Source organism: Massilia sp. UYP34, assembly GCF_056279385.1.
On the sequence record NZ_JBWBRF010000004.1, the window covers coordinates 16,315 to 33,124 of the forward strand.

The 16,810-nt window shown below is 63.3% G+C and carries 14 protein-coding genes; 4 read left to right on the forward strand and 10 right to left on the reverse strand.

The genetic code is table 11. The features are described from left to right. Positions 1 to 291 precede the first annotated feature (291 nt). The 7 genes from ACZ9AQ_RS08885 to ybiB all read right to left on the reverse strand — a co-directional run bounded on the left by ACZ9AQ_RS08885 (position 292) and on the right by ybiB (position 10,378). Positions 292 to 2,508, reverse strand: a complete 2,217-nt coding sequence (locus ACZ9AQ_RS08885) for an NHL repeat-containing protein (protein WP_429203403.1) — start codon at positions 2,506 to 2,508, stop codon at positions 292 to 294. A 214-nt stretch (positions 2,509 to 2,722) separates the two neighbouring features. After that, complete coding sequence (gene rpoD, locus ACZ9AQ_RS08890; RefSeq protein ID WP_429203404.1) at positions 2,723 to 4,957, reverse strand: RNA polymerase sigma factor RpoD; 2,235 nt, start codon at positions 4,955 to 4,957, stop codon at positions 2,723 to 2,725. A 256-nt stretch (positions 4,958 to 5,213) separates the two neighbouring features. Then, the gene (gene dnaG / locus ACZ9AQ_RS08895) at positions 5,214 to 7,010 is read right to left on the reverse strand and encodes a DNA primase (RefSeq protein WP_429203405.1); all 1,797 of its coding nucleotides are present in this window, start codon (positions 7,008 to 7,010) and stop codon (positions 5,214 to 5,216) included. Between the two features lie 119 nt (positions 7,011 to 7,129). Further along, a complete protein-coding gene (locus tag ACZ9AQ_RS08900; protein WP_429203406.1) occupies positions 7,130 to 7,579 on the reverse strand; it encodes a GatB/YqeY domain-containing protein in 450 nt (149 codons plus the stop codon). 168 nt (positions 7,580 to 7,747) lie between these two features. Beyond that, positions 7,748 to 7,960 (reverse strand): 30S ribosomal protein S21, encoded by a 213-nt coding sequence (gene rpsU, locus ACZ9AQ_RS08905; protein ID WP_005665410.1) that lies wholly within the window; start codon positions 7,958 to 7,960, stop codon positions 7,748 to 7,750. 108 nt (positions 7,961 to 8,068) lie between these two features. Further along, the gene (locus tag ACZ9AQ_RS08910) at positions 8,069 to 9,286 is read right to left on the reverse strand and encodes a BaiN/RdsA family NAD(P)/FAD-dependent oxidoreductase (protein ID WP_429203407.1); all 1,218 of its coding nucleotides are present in this window, start codon (positions 9,284 to 9,286) and stop codon (positions 8,069 to 8,071) included. A gap of 93 nt (positions 9,287 to 9,379) precedes the next feature. Then, positions 9,380 to 10,378, reverse strand: coding sequence for a DNA-binding protein YbiB (ybiB, locus tag ACZ9AQ_RS08915; protein ID WP_429203408.1), 999 nt, complete (start codon positions 10,376 to 10,378; stop codon positions 9,380 to 9,382). 148 nt (positions 10,379 to 10,526) lie between these two features. Between ybiB and ACZ9AQ_RS08920 the strand changes: the two genes are divergently transcribed. The 3 genes from ACZ9AQ_RS08920 (at position 10,527) to ACZ9AQ_RS08930 (ending at position 13,697) form a co-directional block, all read left to right on the forward strand. Continuing rightward, positions 10,527 to 11,588: a 3-deoxy-7-phosphoheptulonate synthase gene (locus tag ACZ9AQ_RS08920; RefSeq protein WP_429203409.1), complete on the forward strand. Its 1,062-nt coding sequence runs from the start codon at positions 10,527 to 10,529 to the stop codon at positions 11,586 to 11,588. A 58-nt stretch (positions 11,589 to 11,646) separates the two neighbouring features. After that, on the forward strand, positions 11,647 to 12,687 hold the full coding sequence (gene tsaD, locus ACZ9AQ_RS08925; protein ID WP_429203410.1) for a tRNA (adenosine(37)-N6)-threonylcarbamoyltransferase complex transferase subunit TsaD: 1,041 nt from the start codon (positions 11,647 to 11,649) through the stop codon (positions 12,685 to 12,687). 164 nt (positions 12,688 to 12,851) lie between these two features. Next, positions 12,852 to 13,697: an endonuclease/exonuclease/phosphatase family protein gene (locus ACZ9AQ_RS08930; protein ID WP_429203411.1), complete on the forward strand. Its 846-nt coding sequence runs from the start codon at positions 12,852 to 12,854 to the stop codon at positions 13,695 to 13,697. A gap of 134 nt (positions 13,698 to 13,831) precedes the next feature. Here the strand turns inward: ACZ9AQ_RS08930 and ACZ9AQ_RS08935 are convergent, their stop codons facing one another. From ACZ9AQ_RS08935 to ybaK, 3 genes are all read right to left on the reverse strand, one after another. Beyond that, positions 13,832 to 14,494, reverse strand: coding sequence for a DsbA family oxidoreductase (locus tag ACZ9AQ_RS08935; RefSeq protein WP_429203412.1), 663 nt, complete (start codon positions 14,492 to 14,494; stop codon positions 13,832 to 13,834). Positions 14,495 to 14,574: 80 nt separating this feature from the next. After that, on the reverse strand, positions 14,575 to 15,198 hold the full coding sequence (gene plsY, locus ACZ9AQ_RS08940) for a glycerol-3-phosphate 1-O-acyltransferase PlsY (protein WP_429203413.1): 624 nt from the start codon (positions 15,196 to 15,198) through the stop codon (positions 14,575 to 14,577). 93 nt (positions 15,199 to 15,291) lie between these two features. Then, on the reverse strand, positions 15,292 to 15,783 hold the full coding sequence (gene ybaK, locus ACZ9AQ_RS08945; protein ID WP_429203414.1) for a Cys-tRNA(Pro) deacylase: 492 nt from the start codon (positions 15,781 to 15,783) through the stop codon (positions 15,292 to 15,294). A gap of 38 nt (positions 15,784 to 15,821) precedes the next feature. Here ybaK and ACZ9AQ_RS08950 point away from each other — a divergent pair, with 38 nt between their 5' ends. After that, positions 15,822 to 16,781 (forward strand): endonuclease/exonuclease/phosphatase family protein, encoded by a 960-nt coding sequence (locus ACZ9AQ_RS08950; RefSeq protein WP_429203415.1) that lies wholly within the window; start codon positions 15,822 to 15,824, stop codon positions 16,779 to 16,781. Positions 16,782 to 16,810 lie beyond the last annotated feature (29 nt).

Below are 16,810 nucleotides of genomic sequence, written 5' to 3' on the forward strand. Positions count from 1 at the left end.
TTATTCTTTAAAATCAATCACTTACAGCGGTTTTTAGCTTTAGGACAATGGATTATGAGTCCGCTGCTCTAACCAAGCATGAGCTAGAGGCCCAGAAACTGGAACGGTGGGAAATGAACTCGCCACCTGCTCACCGACATTGCATGAGTGAAGTGGCGAGAGCATATTGCTTTTTCTACGAGTACGTCAAGCGTTCATGGACAATCAGCCATCCTGTCGGGTTCGAACAGTTCCTCCAACCGTTCGAAGGGGATGAACACGGTCTCGATCGGCCTTGTTTCGCGCATTCCATCATCGTGCGCCGAGGTCGACTTTGAACACACTGCCGGCCCGGGTCAGATACAAGGTGTCGTCCCCGGCGAGCGTAAGGCTCTGCAGGCTCTGGGATGCGAGACTGCTGACTACCCCCGGCACAACGATGACGGTGGAAACGGCTCCGTCAGGCGCGATCTTGCGAACAGCGTTGTTGCCGCTATCGCTGACGTACAGATTGCCCTTCGAGTCGACAGCAATACCGCTGGGATAGGTAAAGCGTGCCGATGAACCCGGTCCGTCGACATATCCCGCCTCGGTCTGCTTTCCCGCGATCGTGACCACCTGCCCTGCCGGTGAAACCTTGCGGATCGTATGGCTGGAAATATCGGCGATATAGAGATTACCGGCGCCATCGGCGGCAATGGCAACCGGCTGGCTGAACGTTGCGGCTGCGCCAACGCCGTCGATGTCCGGTAGATCAATTCCTTCGCGTCTCAGCCCACCTGCAATGGTCGACACCACGCCGGCCGGCGTGATCTTGCGAATTGCCGCGTTATCGGTCACGAACAGATTACCCGCGCTATCCCTGGCTATTCCCACAGGTATTTCGAACTGAGCAACACTGCCTGGTCCGTCGACGATCCCCATCGCACCGACAGTACCCGCGATGGTCATCACCTCACCTGACGGAGCTATTTTCCGAATGACTTTATTACTGGTATCCGCAACGAAGATATTGCCTGCAGGATCTGCCACAATGCCTGCCGGGGACCAGAATCGTGCGGCGGCGCCGACACCGTCCATGCTTCCACTTTGCGACGGCGCGCCCGCCAGCGTCGTGACCATGCCGCCGGAGGTAATTTTCCGAATGGTATGCAGGTAATTATCGCTGACATAAATATTGCCGGCGCTGTCGACTGTACTCCCTCTCATGTACGCCCCGAATGTCGCTTGCAGCGCCGTTCCGTCCGCAGCGCCCTGGTTGCGGGCGGCGCCGGCGATGGTGGTGACTTCGGCCTGCGGAGACGATTTGCGAATCGTGTAGTTCGCCGCATCGGCGATATACAGGTTGCCCGCACCGTCGAGAGCCAGCCCTGCGGGGCCATTGAACTGCGCCGCCCGGCCTACGCCATCGGCGCTGCCTGGGCTCGATACGCTCGGTAACCCATGGCTGTCATAGACAACCCGACCAGGCGAGCCCGCGAACACGCTGATTTGCCTCGTGGCTGCAGAGTACGTATAGAGGGTGTGATAGGTGCCGTTCGAAAAATAAACGTTCCCAGCCGTATCGACCGCCATTCCTGTATAGGTCCCTTCGGGATATACCCTTCCCAACGTCGTCACCTCTCCGGCGGGCGATATCCGCAACAGTTTTGGCGTGCGGACCGTGATGGTTGTCGGAAGAGGCCCCGGAGTGATGTCAATTTCCGTCGTTTCGCTGCCGACCGCACCAACCACGTAGAGATTTCCAGATCCATCCAGTGCGATTCCTTCGCCCAGTACGGCAAAGGTAGTGTCATTCGTGAAATTCGTCGTGACGGCACCGCCCGGAGTAATCTTGCGCAATCTGATGCGCGATCCTTCACGAGAAAATTGCTTGTCTACCGCGTGCAAGTTACCCGCGTTATCGCTGACCAATCCCGTCAGCTGTCCGAATTGCGCGGCCGCCCCCTGCCCATTGGCATCGCCAGCGACGCCGACGGTTCCCGCAAGCGTCGTCACATCTCCGGTCGCACCGATCTTGCGGATGACGTAATTGAACATATCCGCCACGAACACATTCTGAGCCGCGTCGACGGCGATTGCACTGGGATTTGAGAACTTTGCGGTCTTGCCGGGACCATCGGCGTGGCCGTCTGCGTTGACGACGCCGGCCAACGTCGTCACGACGCCTGCCGACATTTTTCGGATGGTGTCGTTTGCCCTATCCGCGATATAGACCGTTCCGTCAGCGGCAACCGTCACCCCGGACGGCAGGCTGAATCGGGCGGAGAGCGCGGGCCCGTCGATCGCGCCCGGTCCGCCCGTATTTCCAGCGACAAGCAGCAACCGCGGCGCGATCGGTGTTTCCGGCTTCGGTGGCGGAGGCTGTTCACCTACGGGCGAATTCAGCGCCGGCGGTGCGTCGCTCGAACCACCGCATGCGGAAAGCAGGGCGAACGCCAGGGATGCAATTACTCCGTTCGGTGATTTGAAGCGCGTGACAAGGCGAAGATTTTTCATGCCGAATGAGAGAGTCTGTAGTCTGGTCATGCCGACTATAGCTCATAGCTCGGCTTGTACGAACGGGAAACGGCAGGAATGCACCGATCCAGACCATTTCATGCAGATCTCATAGGTGGGACATGGAATGCAAAAACGCATGGCAACAATAGAACTCGCCACCAGCTTCCGGCATTGCACCGGATGAGCGAAGTGGCGAGATGAGATTACTTCTGGTGTTGGCAGATCAACCCTGCGCGACGAATCAGCTGCTGCCCTCCAGGAAGCTCTTCAGCTTGTCCGAACGCGACGGGTGACGGAGTTTGCGCAGCGCCTTCGCTTCGATCTGGCGAATCCGCTCGCGCGTCACGTCGAACTGCTTGCCCACTTCTTCCAGCGTGTGGTCGGTCGACATCTCGATACCGAAGCGCATGCGCAGCACCTTGGCTTCGCGCGGGGTCAACGAATCGAGCACGTCCTTCACCACGCCGCGCATTGAGGCATGCAGGGCCGCATCCGACGGCGCCAGGGTGTTGTTGTCCTCGATAAAATCGCCCAGATGCGAATCGTCGTCGTCACCGATCGGCGTTTCCATGGAGATCGGCTCCTTCGCAATCTTCATGATCTTGCGAATCTTATCTTCTGGCATTTCCATCTTGATCGCGAGCGTCGCCGGGTCTGGCTCGGCGCCGGTCTCCTGCAGGATCTGGCGCGAGATCCGGTTCATCTTGTTGATCGTTTCGATCATGTGCACCGGAATACGGATCGTGCGCGCCTGGTCCGCGATCGAGCGGGTGATCGCCTGGCGGATCCACCACGTCGCATACGTCGAGAATTTATAGCCGCGACGGTATTCGAACTTGTCCACCGCCTTCATCAGGCCGATATTGCCTTCCTGGATCAGGTCGAGGAATTGCAGGCCGCGATTGGTGTATTTCTTGGCGATCGAAATCACCAGACGCAAGTTCGCCTCGGTCATTTCGCGCTTGGCCTTGCGGGCCTTCATTTCACCGGCCGCCATTTGACGGTTGATGTTGCGCAGGTCTGGCAATGGCAGCACGACGCGCGCCTGCAGGTCGATCAGGCGTTGCTGCAGTTCCTTGATCGTCGGGATATTACGGCCCAGGATGGCGCTATAGGCGTGGCCGGCGTTGACTTCGCCATCGACCCATTCCAGGTTCGTTTCATTGCCCGGGAAGACCTTGATGAAGTGGGCGCGGGGCATGCCGCAGCGGTTCACCGCGACGTCGAGGATCTGCTTCTCGATGTGGCGCACTTCGTCGACCTGGCCGCGCAAGGTGTCGCACAGCTTCTCGACCACCTTGGCCGTGAAGCGGATGCCCAGCAGCTCGTTCGAGATCGCTTCTTGCGCCTTGACGTAGGCTTTCGAGTTGTAGCCGTCCTTCTCGAAGGCCTTGCGCATCTTGTCGAACTGCTGGCCGATCTCGTCGAACTTGCCGAGGGCGGCCTGCTTGAGCGCTTCGAGCTGCTCGGCCGAGTAGCCCGCGGCGGCGCCGCCGCCGGTCGAGGCTTCTTCTTCCTCTTCCTCTGCTTCGGCGTCCTCTTCGTCTTCCTCGTCGTCGTCCGAATCGGTCGAGGTCGGGGCGACCGCGCTCGGCGAGGTGTCTTCGCCTGCTTGCGGGTCAACCATGCCGTCGACGATCTCGTCGATCTTGATCTCGTCGCGCTCGATCTTGTTGGCGGCGTCGATGATCTCGGCGATGGTCACCGGGCAGGCGGAGATCGCCTGGATCATGTCCTTCAGGCCGTCCTCGATGCGTTTCGCGATCTCGATCTCGCCTTCGCGCGTCAGCAGCTCGACCGAGCCCATCTCGCGCATGTACATGCGGACCGGGTCGGTGGTGCGGCCGAAGTCGGAGTCGACCGTCGACAGCGCGGCCTCGGCGGCAGCCTCGGCTTCGTCGTCGCTCGTGACGTTAGGAACATTATCGGACAGCAGCAGCGTCTCGGCATCGGGCGCGTGCTCGTACACGGCGATGCCCATGTCGTTGAAGGTGCCGATGATGCCTTCGATCGCTTCCGGATCGACGATGTTCTCGGGCAGGTGGTCGTTGATCTCGGAATACGTGAGGAAGCCGCGCTCCTTGCCCGACTTGATCAGGGCCTTGAGCTTGTTGCGGCGCAGCTCGAGTTCTTCCTCGCTGGCCTCGGTATCGGACGAGAACGCGTCTTTCAGCAGCGCTTTTTCTTTGGCTTTGCGGTCCTTGGCCTTGGCCTTGTCCGCCGCCTTCAGTTCGGCGCGCTCGACCGCGTTCAGCGCGGCGATTTCGTCGTTCTCGGGGGTGAATTCCTTCGGCTTGCGGCCACGGCGTCCCGGCACCTTGACGGAAGGCAGGACATAGCCCGACGTGTCGATCGCGGCCAGGGTAGCCGCATCGGTCGTCTGGCTGACAGGCGCTGAGTTCGCCGTACGAACCTCGGCCTTGTCTTGCGAATTGTCCGCCTTGGCGGCAGACGCTCTCGTGGTTTTCGCAGCCACTCTGGTTTCGGGTTTCTTGGTTGGCACAGGCGCTTTCGATGTCACAACGACTAACTTTACGATGGTTAAAAATAAAGTTTTGTTACCTTACATCATCCTGCAGGCACAAATCCATGGGCCTCGCTAACTGAAACACCCCGCGCCCGATTGAACCGAAAATCGTTTCAACAGTTGCAATAGTTAGCGTTTTATTATAGCACGCACCCCACCTTTTTCCAGTCGCGACCGCCTGGGCGTCCAGGGCGGAGCCGGGTGATCATCGGGGTGCCATCTCGGCAGCGGCCTCGCGGGCCAGCAGGTCCTGCTGAGCAACAATCTCGCGATAGCGAGCACTAACCTGATCTGGGGTCAACCCCGAAGAAAACAACTGGTTAAGCTCTTGTTTTAACGAATCCATCTTGATCTGCCGCACAGAACTCAATAAAACAATGCGGTCGCCATCGACGTCATTTTCTGGTTCCGCCGCGATTTCGGCGATCATCGCGTCGTATTCGTTCGTCACTTCCCTGAGCTGCTGGGACAGGGCCGCGAAAGTGCCGTGCTCGCCCAGCGCCTGGGTGGTCTCGATCAGGTGGCGCAGGCGGTCAGAACTTTCCTCTCCAAAATAATCGAAGGCTTGCAGCGCCTGCTCGTCGAGCAGCAGGGCCAGGTGGGGGTGCGCGACCAGGATGCGCAGCATCTTGCGCTCGAGCCCCACCGGCTCGGGCCGCCCCTGGCGCGGCGACGCGCGACGCGCGGTCGCCACCGGCTTGGACAACTCGAACAGGCTTTCGATCTCCGCCGGCGTCGATTGGGTCATGCCGGCCAGGCCGCGCACGATCTGCAGGCGCAGGCTCGACGGCGCCATCGCCTGCAGCAGCGGCTTGGCCTCGAACTGGGCATGGGCGCGCCCTTCCGGCGTGTCGAGGTCATGTTCCTGCGTCACTTCGCGCAGCAGGAATTGCGACAGCGGCATCGCGTCGGTGATCTCTTGCTCGAAGGCTTCGGCCCCGCGCTCGCGCACGAAGCTGTCCGGGTCGTGCTCCTGCGGCAAGAACAGGAACTTGATCGTCTTGTCGTCGGTCACCTGGGGCAGGCAGGCTTCCAGCGCGCGCCGCGCCGCCTTGCGCCCGGCGCGGTCGCCGTCGAAGCTGAAGATCACGTCGTCGGTCTGGCGCAGCAGTTTTTGCACGTGGGTCGTGGTGCAGGCGGTGCCGAGCGTGGCGACCGCCTGCGGGAAGCCCAGCTGGGCCAGCGCGACGACGTCCATATAGCCTTCGGTCACCAGCACGTAGCCGGCATCGCGGATCGCCTGGCGCGCCTCGAACAGGCCGTACAGTTCCAGGCCTTTCTGGAACAGCGGCGTCTCGGGCGAGTTCAGGTATTTCGGTTCGCCTCCGTCGAGCACCCGGCCGCCGAAGCCGATCACCTGGCCCTTGATATTTCGGATCGGGAACATCACGCGCTCGCGGAAGCGGTCATAGCGGCGCTGGTGATTGCCCTGCTCGTCGACCTTGTCGATCACCAGGCCGGATTCGACCAGCACCTGCGCATCGTAGTCGGGAAAGATTGCGCGCAGGCTGTCCCAGCCGGATGGCGCGTAGCCCATGCCGAAGCGCGCGGCCACTTCGCCGGTCAGGCCCCGGTTCTTGAGGTAGGCGATGGCGTTCGGCGCCTCGCGCAGCTGGGCGCGATAAAAGTTGGAGGCCTGGGTCAGCGCATCGGTCAGCGCCAGTGCCTGCGCCTGCTGGGCGGCGCGCTGGGCCGGCGGGATCCGGTCGTCGGCGTCGGGCACGATCATGCCCACGTTCTGTGCCAGGTCCTTGACGGCGTCGACGAAGCCCATGCCCGAGTACTCGATCAGGAAACCGATCGCGGTGCCGTGGGCGCCGCAGCCGAAGCAGTGATAGAACTGCTTGGTCGGGCTGACCGTGAAGCTGGGAGATTTTTCGTTGTGGAACGGGCACAGGCCCATGAAGTTGGCCCCGCCCTTTTTCAGCTGGACGTAGCGGCCAACGATGTCGACGATGTCGACACGGTTAAGTAAATCGGTGATGAAAGTTTGCGGAATCACTTGGCGTTACACAGTGTTTGTCTAGGGTCAGACTATACCGCAGCGCTTGCTGCAAATTGATATGCAACAAGATGATGCCCCCGCACGGTAGCGCGCCGGGACATCGTGTGGCTTGTCGATCACGCGCCGGCCAGGGCCTTCTTGACCAGGCCCGATACGACGGTCATGTCGGCACGGCCCGCCAGCTTCGGCTTGAGCACGCCCATCAGCTTGCCCATGTCTTGCGGACCGCTGGCGCCGGTGGCGGCCACGGCGGCGGCGACTTCGGCGGCGATTTCTTCGTCAGACAGGCCGGCAGGCATATAGGTCGACAGGATGGCCATCTCGGCCTTCTCGATGTCGGCCAGGTCGGCGCGGCCGCCGGCTTCGAACTGGGTGATCGAATCCTTGCGCTGCTTGATCATCTTTTCGATCACGGCCTGCACCTGGGTGTCGTTCAGTTCGGTCTGCTCGTCGAGTTCCTTGCGCTTGACTTCGGCGATGATCAGGCGCACGGCGGCCAGGCGGCCGGTTTCCTTGGCGCGCATTGCCGCTTTCATGTCTTCGGTCAGTTGTTCTTTCAAGCTCATGGAATCTCCGTATTCGGTAATATGTCTGGGTCTGGCCACTGACGAGACTGCCTGTGGCGCGGCAGAACGACAAAACCCGCTGCGGCGAAACCGAAGCGGGTTTGCGGACATCAGCGACTCGCCGGGACAGGCAGGGCCGTCACCGGGTCTTGGCCGGCTGCGCTGTAATTAGTACAGTTTCTTCGGCAGTTGCTGGCTGCGGATACGCTTGTAGTGGCGCTTCACGGCGGCGGCCAGCTTGCGCTTGCGCTCTGCGGTTGGCTTTTCGTAGAACTCGCGTGCGCGCAGTTCCGTCAGCAGACCAGTTTTTTCGATAGTGCGTTTGAAGCGACGCATTGCGACTTCGAACGGCTCGTTTTCTTTAAGGCGGATAGTGGTCATGTAAAAATCAAACCGTTGGATTTAGATAAGAACGAAATTCTAGCATCGATTTTCGATCAATGGAAGCGTTTATCGCGCCGTCAACTGCGGTGTGCCGCAATTGACACGTCAGGAATTGGCAAGCGCCAGGCCTGCCGCGACGCCCGATGCCCAGGCCCACTGGAAGTTGTAGCCGCCCAGCCAGCCGGTGACGTCGACCGTCTCGCCGATGAAGTACAAGCCCGGCATTTTATTGGCCATCATGGTCTGCTGCGACAATTCCCTGGTGTCGACGCCGCCCAGGGTCACCTCGGCCTTGCGATACCCTTCCGAGCCGGTCGGCACGATGGACCAGCGATTGATCGCGTCACCCAGCTTGCGCAGTTTCGCATCGGCCATGTCGGGCAGGCGTGCGGCCGGGTCGAAGCCATTGGCTGTCAGCAAGCCGTCGGCCAGGCGGGCCGGCAGCCACTGGCCCAGCACATTGCCCAGCTGCTTTTTCTCGGTCTTCTTCAGGCCGATCAGGGTGTCCGCCACGTCCATCCCGGGCAGCAGGTCGAGCACGATCGGCGTGCCCGGCTGCCAGTAGCTGGAAATCTGCAGGATCGCCGGGCCGGACAGGCCGCGGTGCGTGAACAGCAAGTCTTCGCGGAAGTGACCGCGCAGAGCGCCCTTCCCTTTCGCGCTGCCCGTGCTCACCTCGACTTCGAGCGCGATGCCGGCCAGCGGCGCGAACGGCTCCCAGCCGGGGCCGTCGAAGGTCAGCGGCACCAGGCCGGGACGGGTCTCCACCAGGTTCAGGTCGAACTGTTTCGCGATTCGGTAGCCCAGGTCGGTCGCGCCGATCTTCGGGATCGACAGGCCGCCGGTGGCAATGACCACGTTGTCGACCAGCAATTCGCCGCCGTCGGTGTCGAGCGAAAACCCGGTTTCCAGCTTGTGCACGCCGGCCACCTTGCACGGCATGCGCCAGTGCACGCCGCCCAGCTCGCACTCGGCGCGCAGCATGGCGATGATCTGCTCGGCCGAATCGTTGCAGAACAACTGGCCCTTGTGCTTTTCGTGGTGGGCGATGCGGTATTTTTTCACCAGCGCCAGGAAGTCGTGGGCGGTGTAGCGCGACAGCGCGCTCTTGCAGAAATGCGGATTCTGCGACAGGTAATTTTGCGGGCCGGCATTGATATTGGTGAAATTGCAGCGGCCGCCTCCCGAGATGCGGATCTTCTCGGCCAGTTTGACGGCGTGGTCGATCAGCACCACGCGCCTGCCCTGCTGCGCCGCCACGGCCGCGCACATCATCCCGGCCGCGCCCGCGCCGATCACTGCCACATCGTATTGTTTTGCCATGCCTGCCGCTTCCCGCGCTTTACCGAACCCGCCATTGTAATGCCAGCGGCGGGTCCGAGCCAGCCGCCCGGTCGGCCGACCCGGTCGGCAAACTCAAGCCAGCGACTGGCTGCGCGCGCGGATCTTGCGCGACACTTCCACGCAATACGCCACCTGGGTCGTGATCGAGGCCGGCACCGGCACGTCGCCGCGCAGCGCGGCGCCGATCCAGGCCGCGGTGGTGGCCACGTCACGGCCATCGGGTACCTCGGACAATTCGTCGGTCGGCGCGTCGCGCTCGACCAGCAGCGCGCGCTGGCCGGCATGGAACCAGTCGATGCGCTGGGCGCGGTGCGGGTGGGCCACGGTCTCTCCCTCGGTGCCGCGCATCAGGAAGGCGTCGCCCCGCATGTCGCTCTCCTTTTCGCTGTCCACGCCCGTGAAGAAACCGCCCAGGGTTTCCAGGTATTCGGGATGGGTGTACGACACCAGGCGCAGCGCCGGGCCGTCGAAGGGCTGCAGGATCTTGACCAGGGTGTGGGTCGAATTGCGCACTCCCAGCACCCGCCGCAGCGACAACATATGGGCCAGCCGTGGGGCCAGGTGCTCGATCGGCATGAAGGCCGGACGCAGGTGGGCGAACTCGTTCTGCACCTCGGCGGCGGTCGTCGCCTCGGGCATGCCCAGCGCGTGCAGGATCTCGGCCGTGGTCACGCGCCCCGGGTCGGTGCGCACGCCGTGCACCAGGGTCGGCACGCCCTCGCGCGCCAGCAGCAGGGCCAGCAGCGGCGTCAGATTAGCCAGCTTGCGCGCGCCGTTATAGGTCGGGATCGCGACCGGGGCGAACTCGCCGCGTGGCGTGGGCAATGGCGCGAACGACGCCTCGGCCGCGTCCATGAAGCCGGCCAGCTCGTCCACGGACTCGCCCTTGATGCGCATGGCGAGCAGGATGGCGCCCAGTTCCAGGTCCGAGACCCGGCCTTCCAGCATGGCGGCGTAGAGCGCGCGCGCATCCGCGCGCGTCATGCTGCGCGCGCCCTTGACGCCGCGGCCGATTTCCTTGATGAAGGGCGCCGCGATAAAGCGCTCGATGTGATTCGTGTCGGTAGTCATGGCAAGAGGATACATGGGAACGGGGCAAGCTTGCAGCACAGGGTGGCGCAGGGAGCGGCGCCCACGTGGTTTTTGCGAGATCGCGTATGCACGTGCAGCAATTTCCGTCTACACTGGCCGATCCACTTGAAGAATTCCAGACTGCACAATGACCAGTACGCCACAAATCGAAAACACCAACGTCAGCTCGTTTTCCCGCATGCCCACGCCGGTCGAACTGCATGCGGCCCTGCCGCTGAGCGAGCGCGCCTATGCGACCGTCATGGGGGGCCGCGAGACGCTGCGCAATATCCTCGACCGCCAGGACAAGCGCCTGTTCGTCGTGGTCGGCCCGTGCTCGATCCACGATCCGGAAGCCGGCCTCGACTATGCGCGTCGCCTGAAGGCGCTGCAGGACGAGGTGAGCGACACCATGGTGCTGGTGATGCGCGTGTATTTCGAGAAGCCGCGCACCACTACCGGCTGGAAGGGCTATATCAACGATCCGTTCATGGACGACTCGTTCCGCGTCGACGTCGGCATGGAACGCGCGCGCCGCTTCCTGCTCGACGTGTGCGAGCTGGGCTTGCCGACCGCAACCGAGGCGCTGGATCCGATTTCTCCGCAATACCTGGGCGACCTGATCGCCTGGACCGCGATCGGCGCGCGCACCACCGAATCGCAGACCCACCGCGAGATGTCGTCCGGCCTGTCCACCCCGGTGGGCTTCAAGAACGGCACCGACGGCGACGTCAGCATCGCGATCAATGCGGTACTGTCCTCGGCCAATCCGCACGCCTTCCTGGGCATCAATGGCGAGGGGAAAGTCGCGATCGTGCGCACCAGCGGCAATGCCTACGGCCACGTGGTGCTGCGCGGCGGCGGCGGGCGGCCCAACTACGATTCGGTGTCGGTGGCGATTGCCGAACAGGCGCTGACCAAGGCCAAGCTGCCGGCCAACCTGGTGGTCGACTGCTCGCATGCGAACAGCTACAAGAAGCCCGAACTGCAGCCACTCGTCATGTCGGACGTGATCCAGCAGATCCGTCATGGCAACAAATCGCTGGTGGGCGTGATGATCGAGTCGAATATCGTCAGCGGCAGCCAGGCGATCCCCAGCGACCTGTCGCAGCTGACCTATGGCTGCTCGGTGACCGATGGCTGCATCGGCTGGGAAGAAACCGAGAGCATGTTGCGTCAAGCGCACAAGGAGTTATTGCAGCGTCCGTGAATGAGAACGAACCGTACGGTAAAATCGACGGTTCTGCCTTATTCAAACTGCTCCTCCCATGATCGTTCTTGGCGTTGAATCCTCCTGCGATGAAACCGGCTTTGCTCTGTATGACACCGAGCGCGGCCTGCTGTCCCACGCCCTGCACTCGCAGGTCGCCATGCACGAGGAGTATGGCGGCGTGGTGCCGGAACTCGCTTCGCGCGACCACATCCGGCGTGCACTGCCGCTGCTGGACGAAGTCCTGACCCGCGCGAACCTGCCGGCGTCGGACATCGACGCCATCGCCTACACGCAGGGCCCGGGCCTGGCCGGCGCGCTGCTGGTCGGCTCCTCGGTCGCCTGCAGCCTGGCGCTGGCGCTCGATAAACCCGTGCTCGGCGTGCACCATCTCGAAGGCCACCTGCTGTCGCCGCTGCTGGCGTCGGAGCGCCCGGAATTCCCCTTTCTTGCCCTGCTGGTATCGGGCGGGCATACCCAGCTGATGCGGGTGGACGGCGTCGGCAGCTATACGCTGCTGGGCGAGACCCTGGACGACGCGGCCGGCGAAGCCTTCGACAAATCGGCCAAGCTGCTGGGCCTCGGTTACCCCGGCGGGCCGGCAATTTCTCGCCTGGCCGAATTCGGCGATCCGAACGCCTATACCTTGCCGCGCCCTATGCTCCACAGCAAGGATTTCAATTTCAGCTTCTCGGGCCTCAAGACCGCCGTGCTCACGGTGGTCAAGAATCACGAAGAAAAAGTCGTCGCCAATATCTGCGAGCAGGACAAGGCCAACATCGCGCGCGGCTTCGTCGATGCGATCGTCGACGTGCTCACCGCGAAATGCGTGAATGCGATGAAGCACACGGGCTTGACGCGCCTCGTGATCGCGGGCGGCGTCGGCGCCAACAAGCAATTGCGCGAATCGCTCAATGCGGCCGCCGCCAGACGCAAGTTCAAGGTGTACTACCCGGAGCTGGAATTCTGCACCGATAACGGCGCCATGATCGCCTTCGCCGGCGCCATGCGCCTCGAGCGCAACCCGGCGCTGGCCCAGCGCGATTATGCGTTCACGGTGCGTCCGCGCTGGCCGCTGGACGAGCTGGAAGCTGCGTAGGGTGGACGGCGAAGCCGTCCACCCTACGCGCAAGGAGGGCTCTTGCGAGCTCCAGGCGCCTGAATTCGCCATTGAACTTGCCAGCCTGACATCGATCCTACCGTGTGACCGTCTGTCGCCAAACGGTGGCAATATCCGTCGCTCAAGATTTACGGAGGTGAACGATGCGCGTAGTAAGCTGGAATATTCGTTGGGGTTGTGGCAAGGACGGGCGAATTCGCATCCATGCGGTCATCGACGTGCTGCGCCGGCTGAACCCCGATGTGATCTGCCTGCAGGAGGTGGCCGCCAACCACCCCGAGCTCGAGGGCAGCGCCAGCGCCAACCAGTTCAAGCAGCTCAGCGGCGCATTCGGCGGCTACCACGCGATGGAGCACGCCCCGAGTGAAATCTACAAGAACAACGTTCCGCGCCTGTTCGGCAACCTGATCCTCTCGAAATACCGTATCTCGCAGGTGCACCGCCACCTGTTGCCGTGGCCGGCCGATCCGGAGCACCCCGCCGGCATGCCGCGCGGCCTGCTCGAAACCGTGGTCGATGCCCCGACCGGCAAGCTGCGCCTGTTGACCACCCATCTCGAATACTATTCGCCGCCGCAGCGCATGGCGCAGGTGGCGCGCATCCGCGAACTGCATGCCGAAGCCTGCGCCCGCTCGCGCCTGTTCCAGCCCGATCCGAACCTCGATGCGCCGTTCCAGCTGGGCTTCCGTCCCGGTTCGGCGATCCTGTGCGGCGATTTCAATTTCGCGCCGGATGCGCCGGATTACCAGGCGCTGCTGGGCGCGCCGGAAGCCGGCGCGCTGCCGCTGGTGGACGCCTGGCGCGTGGTGCACGGCGACATGGCGCGCGCACCGACCACCGGGCTGCACGGTTTCCCGTGGCCCGAGCGGCCTGAGTGCTACGACTATTTCTTCGTCACCGACGACCTGGCGCCGCGGCTGACCGGGCTCGACGTGCAGTCGGAGACGGCGGCGTCGGATCATCAGCCGGTGGTGCTGGACCTCAGCTGAACGATGGGCACCGTAGGGTTGGCCGGGGCGCGCAGCCGGCTTCGCCGCCGACGCGGTGATTGTTATCGGCGCCGTTTTCGCGCCGGATGATTCCGCCGCCAACCATCACCGCGTCGGCGGCATAGCCGCCAACCCTACGCGGAGGCGTAGAGTTCAAGCCCCGGGATCTCGCGCAGCGCCCGCTCGAACACTTCCGGCGGCTGGCCGCCGGAAATCAAGTGGCGCTGGTTGATGATGATCGCCGGCACCGACTTGACGCCGGCGCGCTGGAAGAATTGCTCGCGCGTGCGCACGTCGTCGGCGTACTCGTCGGACTTGAGGATGCGCTCGGCCGTGTCATGGTCCAGGCCGACGCTGTCGACCGTGCGCAACAGCACGTCGTGGTTGCTCGGGTCTTCGCAGCGGGTGAAATAGGCTTCCAGCAGCGCGGTCTTGAGCTGGCGCTGCTTGCCTTCGTCCTCGGCCCAGGCCAGCAGGCGGTGCGCGTCGAAGGTGTTGTAGATGCGGCCGCGCCGCTCCATGTCGAAGGTAAACCCGACGGCGGCGCCGCGTGCGCGGATCGTCTCGCGGGTGGCGGCTTGCTGCTCGGCCGTGGCGCCATATTTCTGCGTCACGTGCTCGACGATGTCCTGGCCGTCCGGACCCATGTCGGGGTTCAGTTCGAAGGGCTGGAAATGCAGGTCGACGCGCACGTCGTCGCCGACCTTCAACAGGGCCTGTTCCAGCGATTTCAGGCCGATCGCGCACCATGGGCACGAGACGTCCGACACAAAATCGATCCTGAGTTGCTTGCTCACGGCTTACCACCTTTCTGTCCGGCGCGGCGCGGATGCGCCGCTGTTCGAGACGAATGGTAACGCCTGGAGAAAAATCCGGCTTATTTCGCTTTTTTCGCCGCGGCCGACTTGCTGCCGATCTTCGATTCCTTGCCGGCGATCAGGTTGCCGATATTGCTGCTGTGACGCCACAGCAGCAGCGCGCTCATCGCGAACACGGCGAACAGGATCGGATCGACGCCGAACAGCAGGCCATAGTAGAACGGCGCGAAGATCGAGGCGACCAGGGCCGCCAGCGACGAATAGCGGAAGGCGTAGGCGACGATCAGCCAGGTCGCCAGCGTCGCCAGGCCGAGCCATGGATTGATGCCGAGCAGGACGCCCAGCGCGGTGGCCACGCCCTTGCCGCCCACGAAGCGGAAGAATACCGGCCACAGGTGGCCGATGAAGACGGCGATCGCGACCAGGGCGATGCCGGTGTCGTCCAGGCCGACGTCGGGGCCGAAGCGCACCGCCAGCCAGACCGCCAGCCAGCCCTTGGCGGCGTCGCCGACCAGGGTGGCGATCGCGGCCTTCTTGCTGCCGCTGCGCAGCACATTGGTGGCGCCGGGGTTCTTGGAGCCATAGGTGCGCGGGTCGGACAGGCCGAAGGCGCGGCTCATCACGACCGCGAAGGAAATCGAGCCGAGCAAATAGGCGGCAATGGTGGCAATCAGGGTGGTCATCTGGTCTCTCGGTGGGCTCCGGCCGGTGTCATTACCGGAAAGCGGTCGTGAATATACACCATCGGATCGCGATGGCGGAAGTGACGCCGCGCGTCACTCCGCCAGCGCGCACTGCACGGGGCGCGCCTTCAGCACGTCGACCAGCACCTTCGGATCGATGCCGACCAGGAAGCCGCGGCGTCCGCCATTGATGTAGATCTTGTCGAGCGCCAGGATGCTTTCCTCGACATAGACCGGCATCGCCTTGCGGATACCGAACGGCGAGGTGCCGCCGACCAGATACCCCGAGTGGCGCTGGGCGACGTCCGGCTTGCATGGCTCGACCGATTTGCAGGGGATGGCGCGCGCCAGGTTCTTGGTCGATACCTTGCAGTCGCCATGCATCAGCACGATGAGCGGCTTGGCCGCCTCGTCCTGCATGACCAGGGTCTTGACCACGTCGTGTTCGGGCACGCCGAGCGCGCTGGACGAGCTCCTGGTGCCGCCATGTTCTTCGTACTCATAAGGATGCTCGGAAAATGCGACGGCATGCTTGCGCAGGAATTGGGTGGCGGGTGTCTCGGAGACGTGCTCTTTCTTGGCCATGCGTGTTACGCTAAAGAGGAACAATAGGGGTTTCTATTATGCAGGAAGAACTTCGGTTTGCCACCTTCAATGCTTTCAACCTGGCCCCGCCCGGCGCCCGCCTGTACGACAATCTCGCGCCCTTCACGGCCGCGCAATACGAGGCCAAGCTCGACTGGACTGCGCATCAGCTCGACCTGATCAATGCCGACGTGATCGGCTTCCAGGAAATCTTTTCGCAGAGCGTTCTGAAAGAAGCGCTGCGGCGCAGCCGGCGCTATCGCGACGCCCACCACATCGGCTTCGACCCCGACCCGCATGCTCCGCGCCTGACCCCGAGCGTGGCCCTGGTCTCGCGCCTGCCGCTGGCCGAGCCCGCATCGCAGCTGCCCCTGTTCCCGCACAACGTCACGATGCCGCCCGGCAGCCGCGACCCGGACCGGTTCACCCGCGCGCCGCTGCATGCGGGCGTGATCGCGGCGCCGGGGGTGGTGATCGACGTGATCGTGGTCCATCTCAAGTCGCGCCGGCCCGACTACCGTTCGGGCGACAGCGGCGCCGACCCGCACCTGTATGCGCTGGCCTGCCTGCGTTCGCTGATCCGGCGCGGCACCGAGGCCACGGCGCTGCGCGTGCTGCTGACCGACATGGCGCACGCCAACCGCCGGCCGCGCATCGTGCTGGGCGACTTCAACGACGTGGCCGATTCGGTGACCACCGAGATCGTGCTGGGCGAAGGCACGCCGGTGGCCGAGCGCATGTTCGACGCCAGCCAGGTGCAGCGCCGGCTCGACCACCAGCGCCACGTCGGCTTCTCGATTCTGCACGACACGCGCCACTCGACCATCGACCACATCCTGGTGTCGCCCGAATTCAATCCGGCGCTGCCGGGGGCGATCGGCGAGGTGGTGGACGTGGTGTACCTGAACGATCACCTGAACCTGGCGCTGCCGGAGTCCTCGGATCATGGGCAGGTGCTGGCCAGGATACGGTTATTTGCGCAGCGTGACCTGACCTGACCTGACCTGAGTTGACGTGAGTTGACGTC